The sequence below is a fragment of the Vibrio sp. 10N.261.55.C5 genome, assembly GCF_041470505.1.
Lineage (GTDB): Bacteria > Pseudomonadota > Gammaproteobacteria > Enterobacterales > Vibrionaceae > Vibrio > Vibrio crassostreae_C.
This window is the reverse complement of the sequence record NZ_JBFRMS010000035.1, coordinates 61,358-76,989: the sequence shown is the minus strand read 5'-3', so window position 1 is coordinate 76,989 and position 15,632 is coordinate 61,358. Positions and strand designations below refer to the sequence as shown.

12 protein-coding genes are annotated in these 15,632 nt (G+C 44.7%); 5 read left to right on the top strand and 7 right to left on the bottom strand.

The genetic code is table 11. The features are described from left to right. Positions 1–91: 91 nt before the first annotated feature. From AB4263_RS14125 to AB4263_RS14115, 3 genes are all read right to left on the bottom strand, one after another. Positions 92–1,282: an amino acid aminotransferase gene (locus AB4263_RS14125; RefSeq protein ID WP_017065416.1), complete on the bottom strand. Its 1,191-nt coding sequence runs from the start codon at positions 1,280–1,282 to the stop codon at positions 92–94. 202 nt (positions 1,283–1,484) lie between these two features. Further along, on the bottom strand, positions 1,485–3,026 hold the full coding sequence (locus tag AB4263_RS14120) for an HD-GYP domain-containing protein (RefSeq protein WP_371725315.1): 1,542 nt from the start codon (positions 3,024–3,026) through the stop codon (positions 1,485–1,487). Between the two features lie 250 nt (positions 3,027–3,276). Further along, a complete protein-coding gene (locus AB4263_RS14115) occupies positions 3,277–3,576 on the bottom strand; it encodes a hypothetical protein (protein ID WP_017060414.1) in 300 nt (99 codons plus the stop codon). Positions 3,577–3,794: 218 nt separating this feature from the next. On the opposite strand from AB4263_RS14115, the gene AB4263_RS14110 reads away from it, so the two are divergent. After that, positions 3,795–5,198 carry a PLP-dependent aminotransferase family protein gene (locus AB4263_RS14110; RefSeq protein WP_372098405.1) on the top strand — a complete coding sequence of 468 codons (1,404 nt, stop codon included), beginning with the start codon at positions 3,795–3,797 and terminating at the stop codon, positions 5,196–5,198. Positions 5,199–5,325: 127 nt separating this feature from the next. Beyond that, a complete protein-coding gene (locus AB4263_RS14105; protein ID WP_372098404.1) occupies positions 5,326–5,532 on the top strand; it encodes a hypothetical protein in 207 nt (68 codons plus the stop codon). 133 nt (positions 5,533–5,665) lie between these two features. Here AB4263_RS14105 and asnS read toward each other — a convergent pair whose 3' ends face one another. Beyond that, positions 5,666–7,066, bottom strand: coding sequence for an asparagine--tRNA ligase (asnS, locus tag AB4263_RS14100; RefSeq protein WP_017060416.1), 1,401 nt, complete (start codon positions 7,064–7,066; stop codon positions 5,666–5,668). A 557-nt stretch (positions 7,067–7,623) separates the two neighbouring features. On the opposite strand from asnS, the gene AB4263_RS14095 reads away from it, so the two are divergent. Continuing rightward, the gene (locus tag AB4263_RS14095) at positions 7,624–9,114 is read left to right on the top strand and encodes a SulP family inorganic anion transporter (RefSeq protein WP_229647224.1); all 1,491 of its coding nucleotides are present in this window, start codon (positions 7,624–7,626) and stop codon (positions 9,112–9,114) included. Between the two features lie 86 nt (positions 9,115–9,200). Here the strand turns inward: AB4263_RS14095 and AB4263_RS14090 are convergent, their stop codons facing one another. Further along, positions 9,201–10,823, bottom strand: coding sequence for a methyl-accepting chemotaxis protein (locus AB4263_RS14090; protein ID WP_017068771.1), 1,623 nt, complete (start codon positions 10,821–10,823; stop codon positions 9,201–9,203). 495 nt (positions 10,824–11,318) lie between these two features. Here AB4263_RS14090 and AB4263_RS14085 point away from each other — a divergent pair, with 495 nt between their 5' ends. Continuing rightward, positions 11,319–11,516, top strand: coding sequence for a hypothetical protein (locus AB4263_RS14085; protein ID WP_048611631.1), 198 nt, complete (start codon positions 11,319–11,321; stop codon positions 11,514–11,516). Positions 11,517–11,597: 81 nt separating this feature from the next. Continuing rightward, positions 11,598–12,740: an amino acid permease gene (locus AB4263_RS14080; RefSeq protein ID WP_017060419.1), complete on the top strand. Its 1,143-nt coding sequence runs from the start codon at positions 11,598–11,600 to the stop codon at positions 12,738–12,740. 133 nt (positions 12,741–12,873) lie between these two features. Here AB4263_RS14080 and AB4263_RS14075 read toward each other — a convergent pair whose 3' ends face one another. Both AB4263_RS14075 and AB4263_RS14070 read right to left on the bottom strand, forming a co-directional pair. Next, positions 12,874–14,235 (bottom strand): L-serine ammonia-lyase, encoded by a 1,362-nt coding sequence (locus tag AB4263_RS14075; protein ID WP_017060420.1) that lies wholly within the window; start codon positions 14,233–14,235, stop codon positions 12,874–12,876. Positions 14,236–14,355: 120 nt separating this feature from the next. Next, entirely contained in the window at positions 14,356–15,609 is a 1,254-nt protein-coding gene (locus AB4263_RS14070; RefSeq protein WP_017065422.1) for an aromatic amino acid transport family protein, read from the bottom strand. Positions 15,610–15,632 lie beyond the last annotated feature (23 nt).

Genomic DNA, 15,632 nt, shown 5'->3' with positions numbered 1-15,632 from the left:
CTCTTATATACAAAGAGACAGACAAAAAAGCCAGCTTAATTGCTGGCTTTTACACATCTATTGGTCTGCAAATACAGGTTTCGCTTTTCGATTAAAGAACCGCAGCGATACCTTTACATAGAGGACCCATGTTTGACTTAGTCATACCAGCAACACTGATACGGCCAGAACCAACAATGTAGATTGCGAATTCGTCTTTTAGGCGAGTTACTTGCTCTTTGCTTAGACCTGAGAACGAGAACATGCCGTTTTGACGTTCGATGAATGTGAAGTCTGCATCAACACCTTCTGATTTCAGTGTCGTTACGAATAGTTCACGCATCTCTTGGATACGGTCACGCATTTCTGCCACTTCTGCTTCCCATTCAGCACGTAGATCAGCATCACCAAGGATGTGAGTAACGACAGCACTGCCGTGGGCTGGTGGGTTAGAGTAGATAGAGCGGATAATGCTCTTAACTTGAGAGAATGCTGTCGTTGCTACGTCTGCTGATTCAGCAACCAGAGTGAATGCACCAACACGCTCGTTGTACAAGCCGAAGTTCTTAGAGAACGAGCTAGCAACAAGGATCTCTTTGTTGTATTGAGCAAAAATACGTAGGCCAGCAGCATCTTCTTCAACGCCTTTTGCAAAACCTTGGTAAGCAAAATCGAATAGAGGAAGCAGTTTCTTCTCAGCAACCAGTTTAGCAAGAACTTCCCACTCTTCAGTTGTTGGGTCGATACCTGTTGGGTTGTGACAGCAGCCGTGAAGAAGAACGATATCGCCTTCAGAAGCTTTCTCTAGGTCAGCAACCATGCCAGCGAAGTCTTTGTCTTTAGTTTCAGCGTTGTAGTAGCTGTATTGAGCAGTTTCGATACCCGCAGCTGCGAAAACGCCGTTGTGGTTAGCCCAAGTTGGGTTACTGATCCAGATTTTCACTTCGCCCAGTTGGCGCTTGATGAATTCACCCGCTACGCGAAGTGCACCTGTACCACCTGGAGCTTGTGCTGTTTTAGCGCGTTGAGATGCAACGATCTCTGCGTCTGAACCGAAAAGAAGTTTCTGAACCGCTAGACCGTATTCAGCTGTACCTTCAATCGTTAGGTAAGATTTGGTTTTTTCGTTTTCAAGAAGTGCAGCTTCTGCTTTCTTTACTGTTTTAAGTACTGGTGTTTGACCATCTTCATTTTTGTAGATGCCAACGCCAAGGTTGATTTTCTCTGCACGAGAGTCTTTTTTAAACTCTTCAGTAAGGCCGAGGATAGGATCGGCGGGAGCAGCTAACACTTTTTCAAACATAATCTTCATCCATGTCAATTGAGAGGGGATAGTATCTATGGGTAGTTATACCTGTATGGAATTTTTAAGACAATACGAAGTGAACAGAAAGACCAAAAAAAATCCATTTCAATCAGATTTATTGACTAAAGAGGATATTTGATAACAAAACACCCTACGGATTAACCTATAGGGTGCAAGAAGTTAGTGGATTTTGAATAGATTACGCTGGTTGAGCAATAAAGCTTTCGCGCTCGAGTTCACTCGCTACATTTTTGCCATCTTTGTAGGTCGCAGCAATTGAAACAAACGCTTGTTCGACGACCAGAAAAGCTTGGACAACTTGCGGATCAAAATGCGTCCCATTGCCCTCTAAGATGATCTGTTTAGCTTGTTCATGAGTAAAGGCTGGCTTGTAGACTCGCTTCGAGATGAGCGCATCATAAACATCAGCTAATGCCATTAAACGGCCAGATAACGGGATATCTTCACCAGACAACTGATTAGGATAACCACTGCCATTCCATTTCTCGTGGTGAGTCAGAGATATCTCCTTTGCGACTCTTAAGAAAGAGCTACTTCCCAACTGCTTTTCTGCAATAGATAACGCTTCAGCCCCAATCGCGGGGTGACCTTTCATTATCTCAAACTCTTCGTCCGTCAATTTGCCCGGCTTCAATAACACACTATCAGGAACACCTACTTTGCCCACGTCGTGCAAAGGCGCAGATTTGTAGAGCAACTCGATGTAGTTTGGAGTTAACAAGCTTGAGTGGGTTTCTGATTTGCTGAGCTCTTGTGCGAGCACCTTGACGTACTCTTGAGTTCTTAGGATATGTGCGCCCGTTTCATTGTCTCGAGATTCAGCCAATGCCGATAAGCTCACAATGGCCACGTCACGTGTGGTTTTCACTTCGTTTTGCGCGGTTTCAAGGCTATCAAGCATGGTATTGGTCATAGATGCCATTGATCCAAGCTCGTTGTAGCCGAAAATAGGTAAGCGAACGCCTTGCTCGCCATTGGTGACTTTGTTTAATGCGTGCTCTTGGCTTAGGAGAATACGCTTAATTAGCTTGCTCCAAAGCGTCATGATGGTTATCGCGTAGCCACCCAGTACCACAGCCAAATAAATAAACTCTTTGATCACGCTGATCTTGCCGGTGCCATCCAATAAGCGGTCAGGGTTGTGTTCTAGCCAGAAGATGTCTTTGACAGCAATCATCGTCAACATAGTCGTCAGTGTTACCAGAAGCACGATAACCAAGCCTATCATCTGCTTGACCAGTGAACTTCTTTCACCAACCAGTTGGAAGTCGAATTGTCCAGTCGTCTCCATTTTATCCATTTGGCTGAGCTTGGCATTCAATTGAAGAATGGTTCCGGTAAAGAAGCCGAATAGACTCATGCCAAACAGCACCTTCAAATTACTATCTATGGTGAATTCATAGCTTAAGTTGTAGTAGAGCGCGAAAGGCACACTTGCAGCAAAAAATAGCAGGGTATCGAGTTGCGCGAATCGGCCTTGCTTGACCAAGGTATGTTGCGCCAATGGGTAACGACGTGCGAGCCATAATAAGATAAACACAATACTGACTTGTGTGAAAATCTCTAACGTCGTTAAGCTATCGAGCATAGGGCACACCCGACTGCCATAGGTGCCAAACAGCACGCCAGCAATGACGTATAACTTAGTCGTTAGCGATTGATTGTAATTTGAAGTATCCATCGGTAAGCCTTTGTTCTCATTCTTATTAGATTTACGCATTCATTGATTCACGACTTTAGAATTGCGAATGATTAGCATAACTGACGTGAATAAGACCGGAAATTCTATCGATAGCTTTCGTGGATTGATACAAGAAACTGGTTTGTGTTAGAGATTTGTTAGCTAGGTGGGGGTTATTGCAGCATTTTTATGAAGATACTTGAATAGCCCCGGTCGAGGGTCGAGGCTATTCAGTCTGTGTATTGGGTTAGAATCGCGCGTGATTGAGTTCGCTATCTACTTTAACCCGTTACTTTTTGAGATTGATTTCAGCTTCGATTGAGCCGGTTTCAATCTCAGGGTGAGACGCTAGTTTGTCTGCAGCCCATTGGTTGATGTGTTTCAGAATAGCAGACACCGCGTGTTTTTCCGTTGGTGCTTGGTCTTGTTCGACATCGATCTTTTGCTTTGGATGTGAGCCTGTCGCATCTTCAGCAATATGGAGCCAATCTGGGTGCCAGTAATATGGCTGACCGCTCGGTGTTGTCCAACTGTGAACACCGTTTGACTCTCCTTTATAACTTAATTGGTCTGCTTCTATTTTTTTCATTGTTATCTCGCATGTTTTTGGGTTACATCAAATTATTGAGGTAGAAAGCCAACTTAGCTCCTACCTTGGGTACAAACTTAGCAAAGCTTACAAAGTTATCTGTGAACCAATTCACACTATTGTGGAAATTAGGTGCGATCATATGGATAGCAGCAATAGTTGTTGGCGTAAGTGATAAAATCACCGGCTCACAGAATTTCTCTAGGTAGTACAATTAGATGGCGCGTTATGAAGAGCTTGCAAAGGATATTCGAACTCAGATAGCCAACAATACGTGGCGATCCGGAGAGAAGATCCCTTCGGTACGCATGAGTTGTCGAAATTACAACGTCAGCAATAGTACTGTCTTACAAGCCTACCAGTTGCTAGAAAGCGAAGGGTGGATCATCGCTAAACCTCAGTCGGGCTACTTTATAGCGCCAAGGCTGGACGGCGTTGACTACGCACAGCCACTCGTTAGTGAAAAGAAAGCCATTAATGACCGCTTATTTGATTTCTTGAAGTCGAGTTCAGCCGAAGGTGTGATTCCTTTCGGCTCTGCATTCCCAGATCCCGACCTTTTCCCGTTACCTACCTTGACTCGAAACCTTGCCAGCGCGGGTAGGAAGATGACTGGCGCGAGTGTGATAAATAATTTACCACCGGGCAGTGAGTCCTTGAGAAGGCAAATCGCACAGCGTTATCTGCAGCAAGGGATTACGGTTAATCATCAAGACATCGTGATTACGTCGGGTGCTATGGAGGCGCTCAACTTGAGCCTGCAAACGGTCACCAAGTCGGGTGATAACGTCGTGATTGAGTCTCCCGCATTCTATGGTGCTCTGCAGGCTGTCGAGAGGCTCGGGCTTAACCCGATCGAAGTGGACGTTTGCCCAATCAATGGGTTGAATATAGAGCAGTTTGAAAACGCGCTACAAAACCAAGATGTTAAAGCGTGTTGGCTGATGACGACTTTTCAAAACCCAACGGGAACCAGTTTGTCGGAACAGGCAAAGCGCCGTGTGGTAGAGATTGCAGAACAGCATGGAACCTACATTATTGAAGATGACGTGTATGGCGATCTTTATTACGAAGGGCATAAGCCGAAGCCACTAAAGGCCTTCGATAAGACCGATTCCGTCTTGCTTTGTGGGTCGTATTCAAAAAGTTTGTGTCCTGGTTATCGAGTAGGGTGGGTTGTGAACACGCGTTTTAACGACGCGATTCAAAAGTTACAGCTTCTTTCTACGTTATCGAGTAGCGCTCCTGTTCAACTTGGTGTCGCTCATTTCTTAACGCATGAAAGCTACGACAATCACCTTCGTAAACTGCGTAAAAACCTTGTCGTCAGGAAAGAGCGATTTATCGATGTCATTAAGCAGTACTTTCCGCATTCAATAGAGATTGAAGAGCCGGCTGGTGGCTACTTGATATGGATTCGCTTTTCTGAAAAATTCGACAGCCAACAGTTTCATCAACTGGCTATCGAGCAAGGCATTAGCGTTGCATCTGGCGATCTGTTTAGTGAGCATGGCAGAGTGGATAACGCGATACGATTGAACTTCTCTTATGAACTGACAGAAGAGAAAGAACAGGCGCTCATCTGGCTTGGCAAACTGGCACATCAACTTACGCACTCGTAAAACCTTAAGTCCCTCATAAAAAAGACAATCATTCCAACTGTACGGGTTGTTTGTGGGGTAACTGTACGCCTAATTGACCAAAGAGTTGTGATTCAATAACGGTAGACCAAATATTGGAGATACCGTTATGTTGAAAATGACTAAGGGAAATGAAGTTAAGCTGATTATTGTCGCTATTGTGTGTGCGCTTCTGCTTATTCTCGGCCACGTACTGCTGGCAAAAGCATTCGCTGATATGGCGTGGGCGGAATACACCACTGCCGCGATCCCATTCGTTATGATGGCAATTTGCGGTCTTGCAATAAAATACGCTATCGACCAAGATGTGGATTAGCTTTTGAAATAATGAGTCTCAGATAGTGGCACGCAGAAGCATCTGCACTCGTTTTATTCCGAACATAAAAAAACCTCCGCAAGTGCGGAGGTTTTTGTTTGTTCTTAACTTTTAATATCGAATAGGTTTCGAATTAGAAGTTTGCAGAGCGTGGTGTACGTGGGAATGGAATCACGTCACGAACGTTACCCATACCTGTTACGTAAGATACTAGACGCTCGAAACCAAGACCGAAACCAGCGTGTGGCACTGTGCCGTATTTACGAAGGTCGCGGTACCAGCTCATGTGCTCAGGGTCGATACCCATAGCAATCATACGCTCGTCTAGAATGTCTAGACGCTCTTCACGTTGTGCACCACCGATGATTTCACCGATGCCTGGTGCAAGTACGTCCATTGCCGCAACTGTTTTGCCGTCGTCGTTTAAGCGCATGTAGAAAGCTTTGATGTCTTTCGGGTAGTTCTTAACGATAACAGGTGCTTTGAAGTGCTCTTCAGCTAGGTAACGCTCATGCTCAGAAGACATGTCGATGCCCCACTCAACGTCAAACTCAAATTTCTTACCAGAGTCTAGTAGGATTTGGATTGCGTCAGTGTAGTCAACTTGTGCGAAATCAGCGTCTACGAATTGCTCTAGACGAGTAATTGCTTGCTTGTCGATGCGAGAAGCGAAGAACTCAAGGTCATCGCGGCGCTCTTCAAGAACAGCAGCGAAAACGTACTTAAGCATGTCTTCAGCCAGTTTCGCTACATCGTTAAGGTCTGCAAACGCAACTTCAGGCTCAACCATCCAGAACTCAGCTAGGTGGCGGCTTGTGTTTGAGTTTTCAGCACGGAACGTAGGACCGAACGTGTAAACCTTGCTTAGTGCACAAGCATAAGCTTCAGCATTAAGTTGGCCAGATACTGTTAGGAACGTCTCTTTACCGAAAAAATCTTCGTTGAAGTCTACGTCGCCTTTTTCAGTGCGTGGTAGGTTTTCCATGTCTAGCGTAGAAACACGGAACATTTCACCAGCGCCTTCTGCATCAGATGCAGTGATAAGCGGAGCAGAAGTCCAGAAGAAGCCTTGCTCGTGGTAGAAACGGTGAATCGCTTGAGATAGACAGTTACGTACACGTGCTACTGCGCCAATCACGTTTGTACGTGGACGTAGGTGAGCAACTTCACGAAGGTATTCGATAGAGTGACGTGTCTTAGCCATTGGGTAAGTGTCAGCGTCTTCAACCCAGCCTACAACTTTAACGTCAGTTGCTGCTAGTTCGAAGTCTTGACCTTTCGCAGGAGACTCAACAATCTTACCCGTTACTTCAACAGAGCAGCCAGTTGTTAGCTTTAATACTTCGTTTTCGTAATTATTAAGATTATTAGGAACCACGGCCTGAATCGGGTCGAAACAAGAGCCGTCATAAATGGCAAGGAAAGAGATTCCAGCTTTGGAATCACGACGTGAACGGATCCAGCCGCGAACAGTTACTTCACTGTCTACCGCTAGCTTGCCGCCAAGTACGTCTGTTACAGGCGCGTAAGTCATGTTGATTTCATTCTCCATTGAGGGACAAATTCAACTCAAAGTCTCTGGCATTGCTGCAAATAAATATACATTTGCACAATAATTAGCCGAAACATTAAGTTGTATAAACTTTTTAAATCGATTGAACATATTACCTGTCATACCGACAGCTTCAACCTTTATTCTTGCTTGGTGAAAGAAATATTGTGTCTACTGACGATAAATAGGTTTGAGGGTGTGTTTTTTGTTCGATCTTAGCGTCAGCCTTACCTTTCACCCTATGTGAGCTGCTGAACGAGCATGGCGTAATCGAAACCTTTGTTTTCAATAATGGGAGTGTGATTGTGTTGAGACTCACTCTATATTGGCGCGGATTCAGTCATTTTGGACTTGATCACCTTCTTAATTTCCCACTAAAGTACAAGAGGAGTTTAATATCTACGTGTTAATTACGCCGCCTTAACCCCTGCATTCTCTCTACACCCGCACTTTTCGAGCGCTCGCTCATTCAAGAAAAACAGTCGATCAAATTATGTCTCAACAAGGCAGGACTGTCTGTACAAGTAAAAGAGAATTACATGCTTAATTATTTAAAAAAACACTGGTTATCAAACGTTAAAGGAGATTCATTATCTGGGATTGTGGTTGCACTCGCATTGATCCCTGAAGCCATCGCATTTTCAATTATTGCAGGCGTTGACCCTAAAGTAGGGCTCTATGCCTCGTTCTGTATTTGTGTCGTCACTGCTTTGGTTGGCAGTCGTCCGGGAATGATTTCCGGTGCAACAGGCGCTATGGCGCTACTAATGGTCACTTTAGTGAGAGAGCACGGACTAGAATATCTACTCGCCGCTTCATTTCTAGCTGGTGTCATTCAAATCGCGGCTGGATACCTAAAGCTTGGTAATCTGATGAATTTCGTTTCCAAATCGGTGATTACTGGATTTGTTAACGCGCTCGCCATTCTAATTTTCATGGCTCAACTTCCTGAATTAATCAACTTCCCGTCAAGCGTTTACGTGTTAGTCGCTTTGGGTTTGGCGATCATTTATCTGCTTCCTTATTTCCCCAAGTTTGGTCGCGCAATACCTTCTCCACTGGTCGCGATTGTTGCTCTGACAATCATTAGTTTGCTCTTCGGCTTAGATGTGAGAACGATTGGCGATATGGGCAAGCTTCCCGATTCACTGCCTGTGTTCTTGATTCCTAATATTCCATTCACGTTTGAGACGCTTGCAACCATCCTGCCATATTCGATTGCTCTGTCTCTGGTTGGCTTGTTGGAATCCTTGATGACAGCGACCATAGTCGATGACCTGACTGATACTGAAAGCAATAAAAACAATGAGTGTAAAGGGCAGGGCGTTGCGAACATCGTGGCTTCCCTTTTTGGTGGAATGGCGGGCTGCGCAATGATCGGTCAGTCGATCATTAACATCAAATCAGGTGGCTTAACCCGATTGTCCAGCATGATCGCTGGGGTGGTTTTGTTGCTAATGGTGGTGTTTGTTTCTGATTGGTTGAAGCTGATACCGATGGCCGCTTTAGTGTCTGTGATGATCATGGTTTCTATCGGCACATTCTCATGGCGTTCCATTGTTGAGCTTAAAGATCACACACTGCCAACCAATGTAACCATGCTAGCAACCGTGGCGGTGGTGGTGTTTACTCATAATTTAGCAATAGGTGTTGCGGTTGGCGTGGTGCTGTCGGCTCTGTTTTATGCACATGCCAGCAAATCCATGGTGTTTATATCTGATGAAGTCGTGACCAACGAAATGCACACTATTCACAGAGTAAAAGGCCATGTCTTTTTTGCTTCGTCAGATGCGTTTGTCGACTTATTTGATTATGACAATGCGACCTCTTTAGTGACCATCGATATATCGGATGCGTCATTCTTAGATAATACCTCGGTCGAGGCGCTTGATAAGGTTGTGTTCAAGTTCCGTAAAAAAGGGGCTTACGTTGAAGTGTCAGGAATGGATAGCGTGAGTGCGAATCTGATAGTCAAACACGCGATGTATCACAAGCATAAAGACTTAACCGCGGTTTCCATTACGCACTAATCTTGGTTTACGGTTCTTTTAAAGCCTGAATTAGACGTTGCTATGAAGATAAAGCGCTCATTGTTGAGCGCTTTTTTGTTGGCGATCTATGACTTCTTCTTTGTACTCGACAAAGTAAACTGATTAATCAGTGACTCAAGGTGATCAGACAGCTCTTCTAAGTCATTGCTGATGTTGCGAGTTTCAGCCGCGGATTGCGACGTGTTGTTGGCGTGAGAGGTGATGGTTTCAACCTTTTGTTGAACATCTTGAGTCGCTTGTGTGGTGGATTGTGTTTGCTGCTGAATATTCTGTGCGTGAGCCAGCACCTGTTTCATCTCTTCGACCACACCATTCATTTCAATTGAAAGTGCGTCGATATCGGTTGAGCTTTGATGGGCTTGTTCGCAAACGCGATCGGCAGAAGTCAGCGACTCTTCGCTGCCTTGCTGGAACTGATGAATGATTGACTCAATACTGCCTGTTGCTTCAGCGGTTCGTGATGCAAGATGGCGAACTTCATCAGCCACCACCGCAAACCCACGACCTTGTTCTCCCGCACGTGCCGCTTCAATTGCTGCATTCAAGGCCAGAAGATTGGTTTGGTCAGCAATGCCACGAATCACACTCAATATTGAAGAGACCTCTCCGGTTTGCTCATTGAGTGTCAGTATTTTGTGTTTCACTTCTTCTATGCTGCTAACGAGGTTTTTTATCTCACTGCTTGCGTCGTGTGCTTGGTTGGCACTCTTACATGCCACATCTGCGGTGTGATTAATAAGCTCTGAAGCCGTTAAAGTCGCTTGTTCTACATTGACTTGCTGTGCCTGTATTCCTTCGACATTATGTTGCACTTCGGCGGTTTCGCTTTGCTGGTCACTGGCGGCTTGCTCGGTAATTTGCGCGACACTAGTCAGTTGGTTGGCAGACGCATTCAGTTTGTGCGAGGTGTTTTGTACCTTTTCTAAGCTGTCGGATACGGTTCCCATGAACGAGTTGATGGAGTTAGCCAGCGTGCCAATCTCATCCTTGCTTTGTTCCGGCAGGCGAGTGGATAGGTTTTTATCGTTGCTGACTTGGGTCATAAAGCGAGAAGTCTGTTGCAGCGGGCGCACGATAATCTTACGAATTAATCCCATCGTAAGGACAAATCCGGCAAACGAGATCACTGCCATAATGCCAATAGCAGCCATGGTTTGAGTGTTAATCAGCGAGTTAACATGGTTAAGGTTATATTCGAGACGAATCGCACCCAAGACTTCACCTTCTGGTGCCATATGACAGGCGACACAATTGGTTCCTCGGTAATCTTCACTCGACTTCATTGGCAGAGCAATAACCAAGCCTTTGCCCCAATCAGCAGAAAAAGGTTCGATAACGGTTTCGCCCGCTAGCGCTCGTTTATCAATATCGTCAACCGGTGTTTGGTTGTCATTACCTGGGCCATATAACTTGCTGACAGCGTCGGCGCGTAAAACACGAACGTCTTCAATGCCTTCTTGAGCCAGTGCTTTCTGACGAAGGGTCTCTTTTTGTGCCATGGTGCCGGTGAGCATCATCATATTGAGGCTATCGAAGTAGTTACTTGCTTTGTCGTGAAGCTGCTCACTTAACACTGAGTTTACAAGTTGCTTTTGTTGCGAATATTGGAAATAGGTCGATATTGCCAGCAAAAAGGTGAACACGATGGCGAGGGCCACTAGGATTTTAAAGGTGATTGTTGAGCGCATAAGGTGTTTGTTTTTATTAATTATAATGACGCAAATACTGTACTAGTAAGAATTCCTACCACCTATGGGGTATAACGAATTGTGTGACCACACTCCGGTTATGTTTCTGTGATGTAGCGAGTTTGTGTCGTGTCTGATGTTGAAATGGAACGCGCGTCAAGCTCCTCGCTGTTCTTAAAACAGACTGTTGTTTTGGGAAAGTTGAAGTGCAGCATCGAGTTTTGATTGTGCTGATAATTAGAAAAGCCTAGGTTGTTAATTAGCTCGATGTATTTGTCCGCTTGTCTTTTATCAATAAAGACTATTGTTTTAGACGACTTAGTGGTCAATTTATATCCAAATGGTTGTTTTGTTCAATTTAATAGCAAAAATTGTGGTCATAGCGTTGTGTTTCGAGGCTCATTCGATAAGATGAAAAGACCTCTATGATAGAGGTAGGGCAGCAACGGATACGCTGCTTCAAATACTATGGAATGTGACTTATTGGACACATACATGAAATTCAAGATTACATCACCGATTATTGAACCTACGGAAGGTTCACCACATCAGTTAATGCTTACTCACGCTTCTCGTTTTACCTCTTTTAAGACAAGCTCCCCTTTGAACGCCCTGTTCGACAACGTCTCTGCACGCTTCTTTACCGCTTATCGCTCCTATTGTTATTCGTTTTATAACTTTATTTCTATCTGAACTCCTTTGTCATCCGCTCGATGAACGAAGACTCACATCTATAAAAACTAAACAAATAAGTTAAAAACAATGAATATTAAAATGATGGGTAGCTCCCTAATTATCGCTGGTACCGCTCTCGGTGCTGGTATGCTTGCGATCCCAATGGTATTAGCTCAATTCGGATTGCTTTACGGCACACTGCTTATGGTACTGATCTGCTTCGGTACGACTTACGCAGCATTACTACTTCTAGAAGCGACCATCAAAGCGGGTGGCGGTCTAGGATTAAACTCTATTGCCCGAAAAACCTTGGGTAAACAAGGTCAGTTGCTTACCAACGGCTTGCTATACGCGTTGTTGATTTGCCTATTAATGGCTTACATTCTGGGCGCAGGTGACTTGCTGAGTAAGTTACTGTCTAACTTTGGCGTCGAAATTACCGCGACTACCAGCCAAACCGTGTTTACCTTGCTTGCTGGCGCAGTAGTCGCAAGTGGTACTGGTGTGATTGATAAGCTCAATCGAGCATTGTTCTTCGTGATGCTTGCTAGTTTGTTTGCAACCATGGCCTTCTTAGCGCCGAGCATGACTCAAGAAAACTTGATGCAGGTAACCAGCCATGACCACGTTGACCTAATCAAAACCAGTGCCATCCTGTTTACGAGCTTTGGCTTTATGGTGGTTATTCCAACCTTGGTTTCTTACAACCACGAAGCGACAGACAAACAGCTGCGTAACATGGTGATCATCGGTTCTCTGATCCCATTAGTGTGTTACTTGTGTTGGTTGTTTGCGGTAGTGGGTAACTTGAGTGAAGAGCAATTCCGTAGCTTTGAGAACGTATCAGATTTGATGGCGGCGTTTGAGGCTCAGTCTCCTTGGGTGGGTAACGTCTTGTCTACCTTCACTGGCTTGGCGTTGTTGACTTCTTTCTTTGGCGTAGCAATGGCGTTGTTCAACCAGAACAAAGACATGTTCAACCAAAATACAGCGGTAACGTACTGCATTAGCTTTATCTTGCCGTTGGCTGGTTCATTGCTTGCGGCAGACAAGTTCCTACAAGTACTGAATTACGCAGGTATCATCTTGGTGTTCCTAGCGGTGTTTGTTCCTCTGGTTATGGTCCACAAACAGCGTTTCATGAAAGTTGCTGATGACCGATACCGAGCAGAAGGTGGCAGCGCAATGATGTTGTTCTCACTGCTGTTTGGTTGCTTCCTGCTTATCTCACAAGTGATCTAGTTCTTTGGTCCATTATCTAAGATGCGAATCGAGCATCTTAGATATAAGTGGCCGGAATTCAGATACAAAAAAGGAACGCATCGGCGTTCCTTTTTATTATCTGCTGATTAAAAACAGATTGATTCAAAGGCTATCAACAAACAACCTTAACAGCCAAACCACCTTGAGAAGTCTCACGGTATTTAGCGTTCATGTCTTTACCTGTTTCTAGCATTGTTTCGATAACTTTATCTAGAGAAACAGTAGGAGCAGAAGAACGACGAAGTGCCATACGAGTCGAGTTGATTGCTTTAACTGCAGCAATACCGTTACGCTCGATACATGGTACTTGTACTTGGCCAGCAACTGGGTCACATGTTAGACCTAGGTTGTGCTCCATGCCGATTTCTGCAGCCATACATACTTGCTCAGGGCTACCACCCATAAGCTCAGCAAGACCAGCAGCAGCCATAGAGCATGCCACACCAACTTCACCCTGACAGCCAACTTCAGCACCAGAGATTGAAGCGTTACGCTTGTAAAGACCACCGATCGCGCCAGAAGCTGCGAAGTAACGGATGTAATCTTTCTCTGTCACTGTTTGGATGAACTTATCGTAGTAAGCCAATACAGCAGGGATGATGCCACATGCGCCGTTTGTTGGTGCCGTAACTACACGGCCGCCAGCTGCATTTTCTTCGTTTACTGCGAAAGCAAACATGTTTACCCAGTCAACAACCGACATTGGATCATTGGTTGTTTTTTCTGAAGTCATTAGCTGTTGGCGAAGTGCTGCTGCACGGCGAGGAACACGTAGTGGACCAGGCAGGATACCTTCAGTATTCATACCGCGATCCATACACTCACGCATAGTTTTCCAGATGTTAGCGAAGTAAGTGCGAGACTCTTCGTCTGAGTGGAACGCTGCTTGATTTTTCATAACCAGTGTACTGATAGAAAGACCGCTTTCTTTGCACTGATTAACCAGCTCTTCAGCTGTTGTGAATTCGTAAGGTGCTTTGATTGGGTTTTCTTCTTCTTTGCCGAAGTTCTCTTCGTCAACGATGAAACCGCCACCAATTGAGTAGTACGTTTTTGAGTATGCAACTTCGTCACCAACCCATGCATGAATGCTCATGCCGTTCTCGTGTAGAGAAAGGTTGCTAGTGTGGAAGTTCATACCGCCATCGCGTGGGAACGATACTGTATGACAGTGCATGCCAACAGGAAGGCGCTCAGTTTCTTCTACGCGAGCAATGAAGCCAGCAATAGAATCGATATCAACACGCTCAGGAGTATTGCCAGCAAGACCCATGATGATTGCGATATCTGTGTGGTGACCTTTCCCTGTCAGTGATAGTGATCCATATACGTCCACGGTGATTTTAGTGATGTCGCGCAATTTTCCCATTGAACGTAGGTCATCAATAAATTCTTTACCCGCTTTCATTGGTCCAACTGTGTGTGAGCTCGATGGACCAACACCGATTTTATAGATATCAAATACACTAATCATAGCGATTACCTCAAAAAGAGAGCCTCCCAAGGGGGGTAGGGAGGCTCATTTATTATCATTATATTTTTTGTCTAATCTCGCGATATAAGATGGATGCTATCTTATAAAAAGGGCTTGAGATTAAAGAGCGCCGTAGATTACAGAACTAATAGCCGCTAGACCACATAAAGCCGTAAAGATTTGCACAGGTGCTGAAGTTTTGTACTTAGCCATAGCTGGTACTTTCTGCATCGCGAACACAGGCATTAGGAACAGGATAGCTGCAATCATTGGAGCACCCATTGTTTCAATCATACCTAGGATACTTGGGTTAACTACCGCAACAATCCAAGTTGTAACAACGATGAACGCTAGAGATGCTTTTTCAATCTTAGAGATTGAAGAACCAGAGCGAGACTTGATTAGACCAACAAGACCTTCGTGAGCACCTAGGAAGTGACCGAAGTAGCTAGAAGTAATCGCTGCGAACGCTACTAGAGGACCCATGTAAGAGATAAGTGGAGACTCATGTACGTTTGCTAGGTAAGAAAGAACAGAGATGTTCTGTGCTTGTGCTGTTGCTAGTTGCTCTGGAGATAGAGAAAGAACTACAGAGAATACGAAGAACATTACAAAACCCATCAGCATCATTGCTGCGCCGCCAGTGATCGCGTCAGTTTTCTTAACTGCGTTTTCACCGTATACACGACGTTGCTCTTTAGAGAACTGTGAAATGATTGGGCTGTGGTTGAAAGAGAACACGATGATTGGAATTGCAAGCCAGATAACAGAAGGCATTGTTGACCATTCAGGTGTTACTTCCATCATTGAAGTGTTCCAATCCGGAACTAGGTAGAAAGACAGTGCTAGTAGGATGAATACTAGTGGGTAAACCATTGCTGAAGTCGCTTTCAGCATCAGATCTTTACCGAATACAACACCTGTAGTCATAGCAAGGATAAGTGCACCAGAAAGAAGAGGACGAGGAATAGATTCCATACCCATTTGGTTTACTAGGAAAGAATCAACAGTGTTTGTGATACCAACACCGTAAATCAGAACGATTGGGTAGATAGCGAAAAAGTAAGCGAAAGTAATAAGGTTTGCGCCAGTCTTACCGAAGTGTTCTTCTACTGTATCTGTAATGTCAGCTTCAGGGTTTTTAGCAGACAGTACGAAACGAGCTAGAGATTTGTGTGCGAACCAAGTCATTGGTGCCGCAATTAGAGCTAGGATAACTAATGGCCAAAAACCACCCGCACCAGCTTTGATTGGAAGGAATAGTACGCCAGCACCAACTGCTGTACCGAATAGTGATAAACACCAGGTAAAATCTTTATAGTTAAACTTGCTTGAATCTTTAACGGCATTTGCCGAAGAAGTTGTTGTGTTCATGTTAAATTACTCATTTTTTGGGA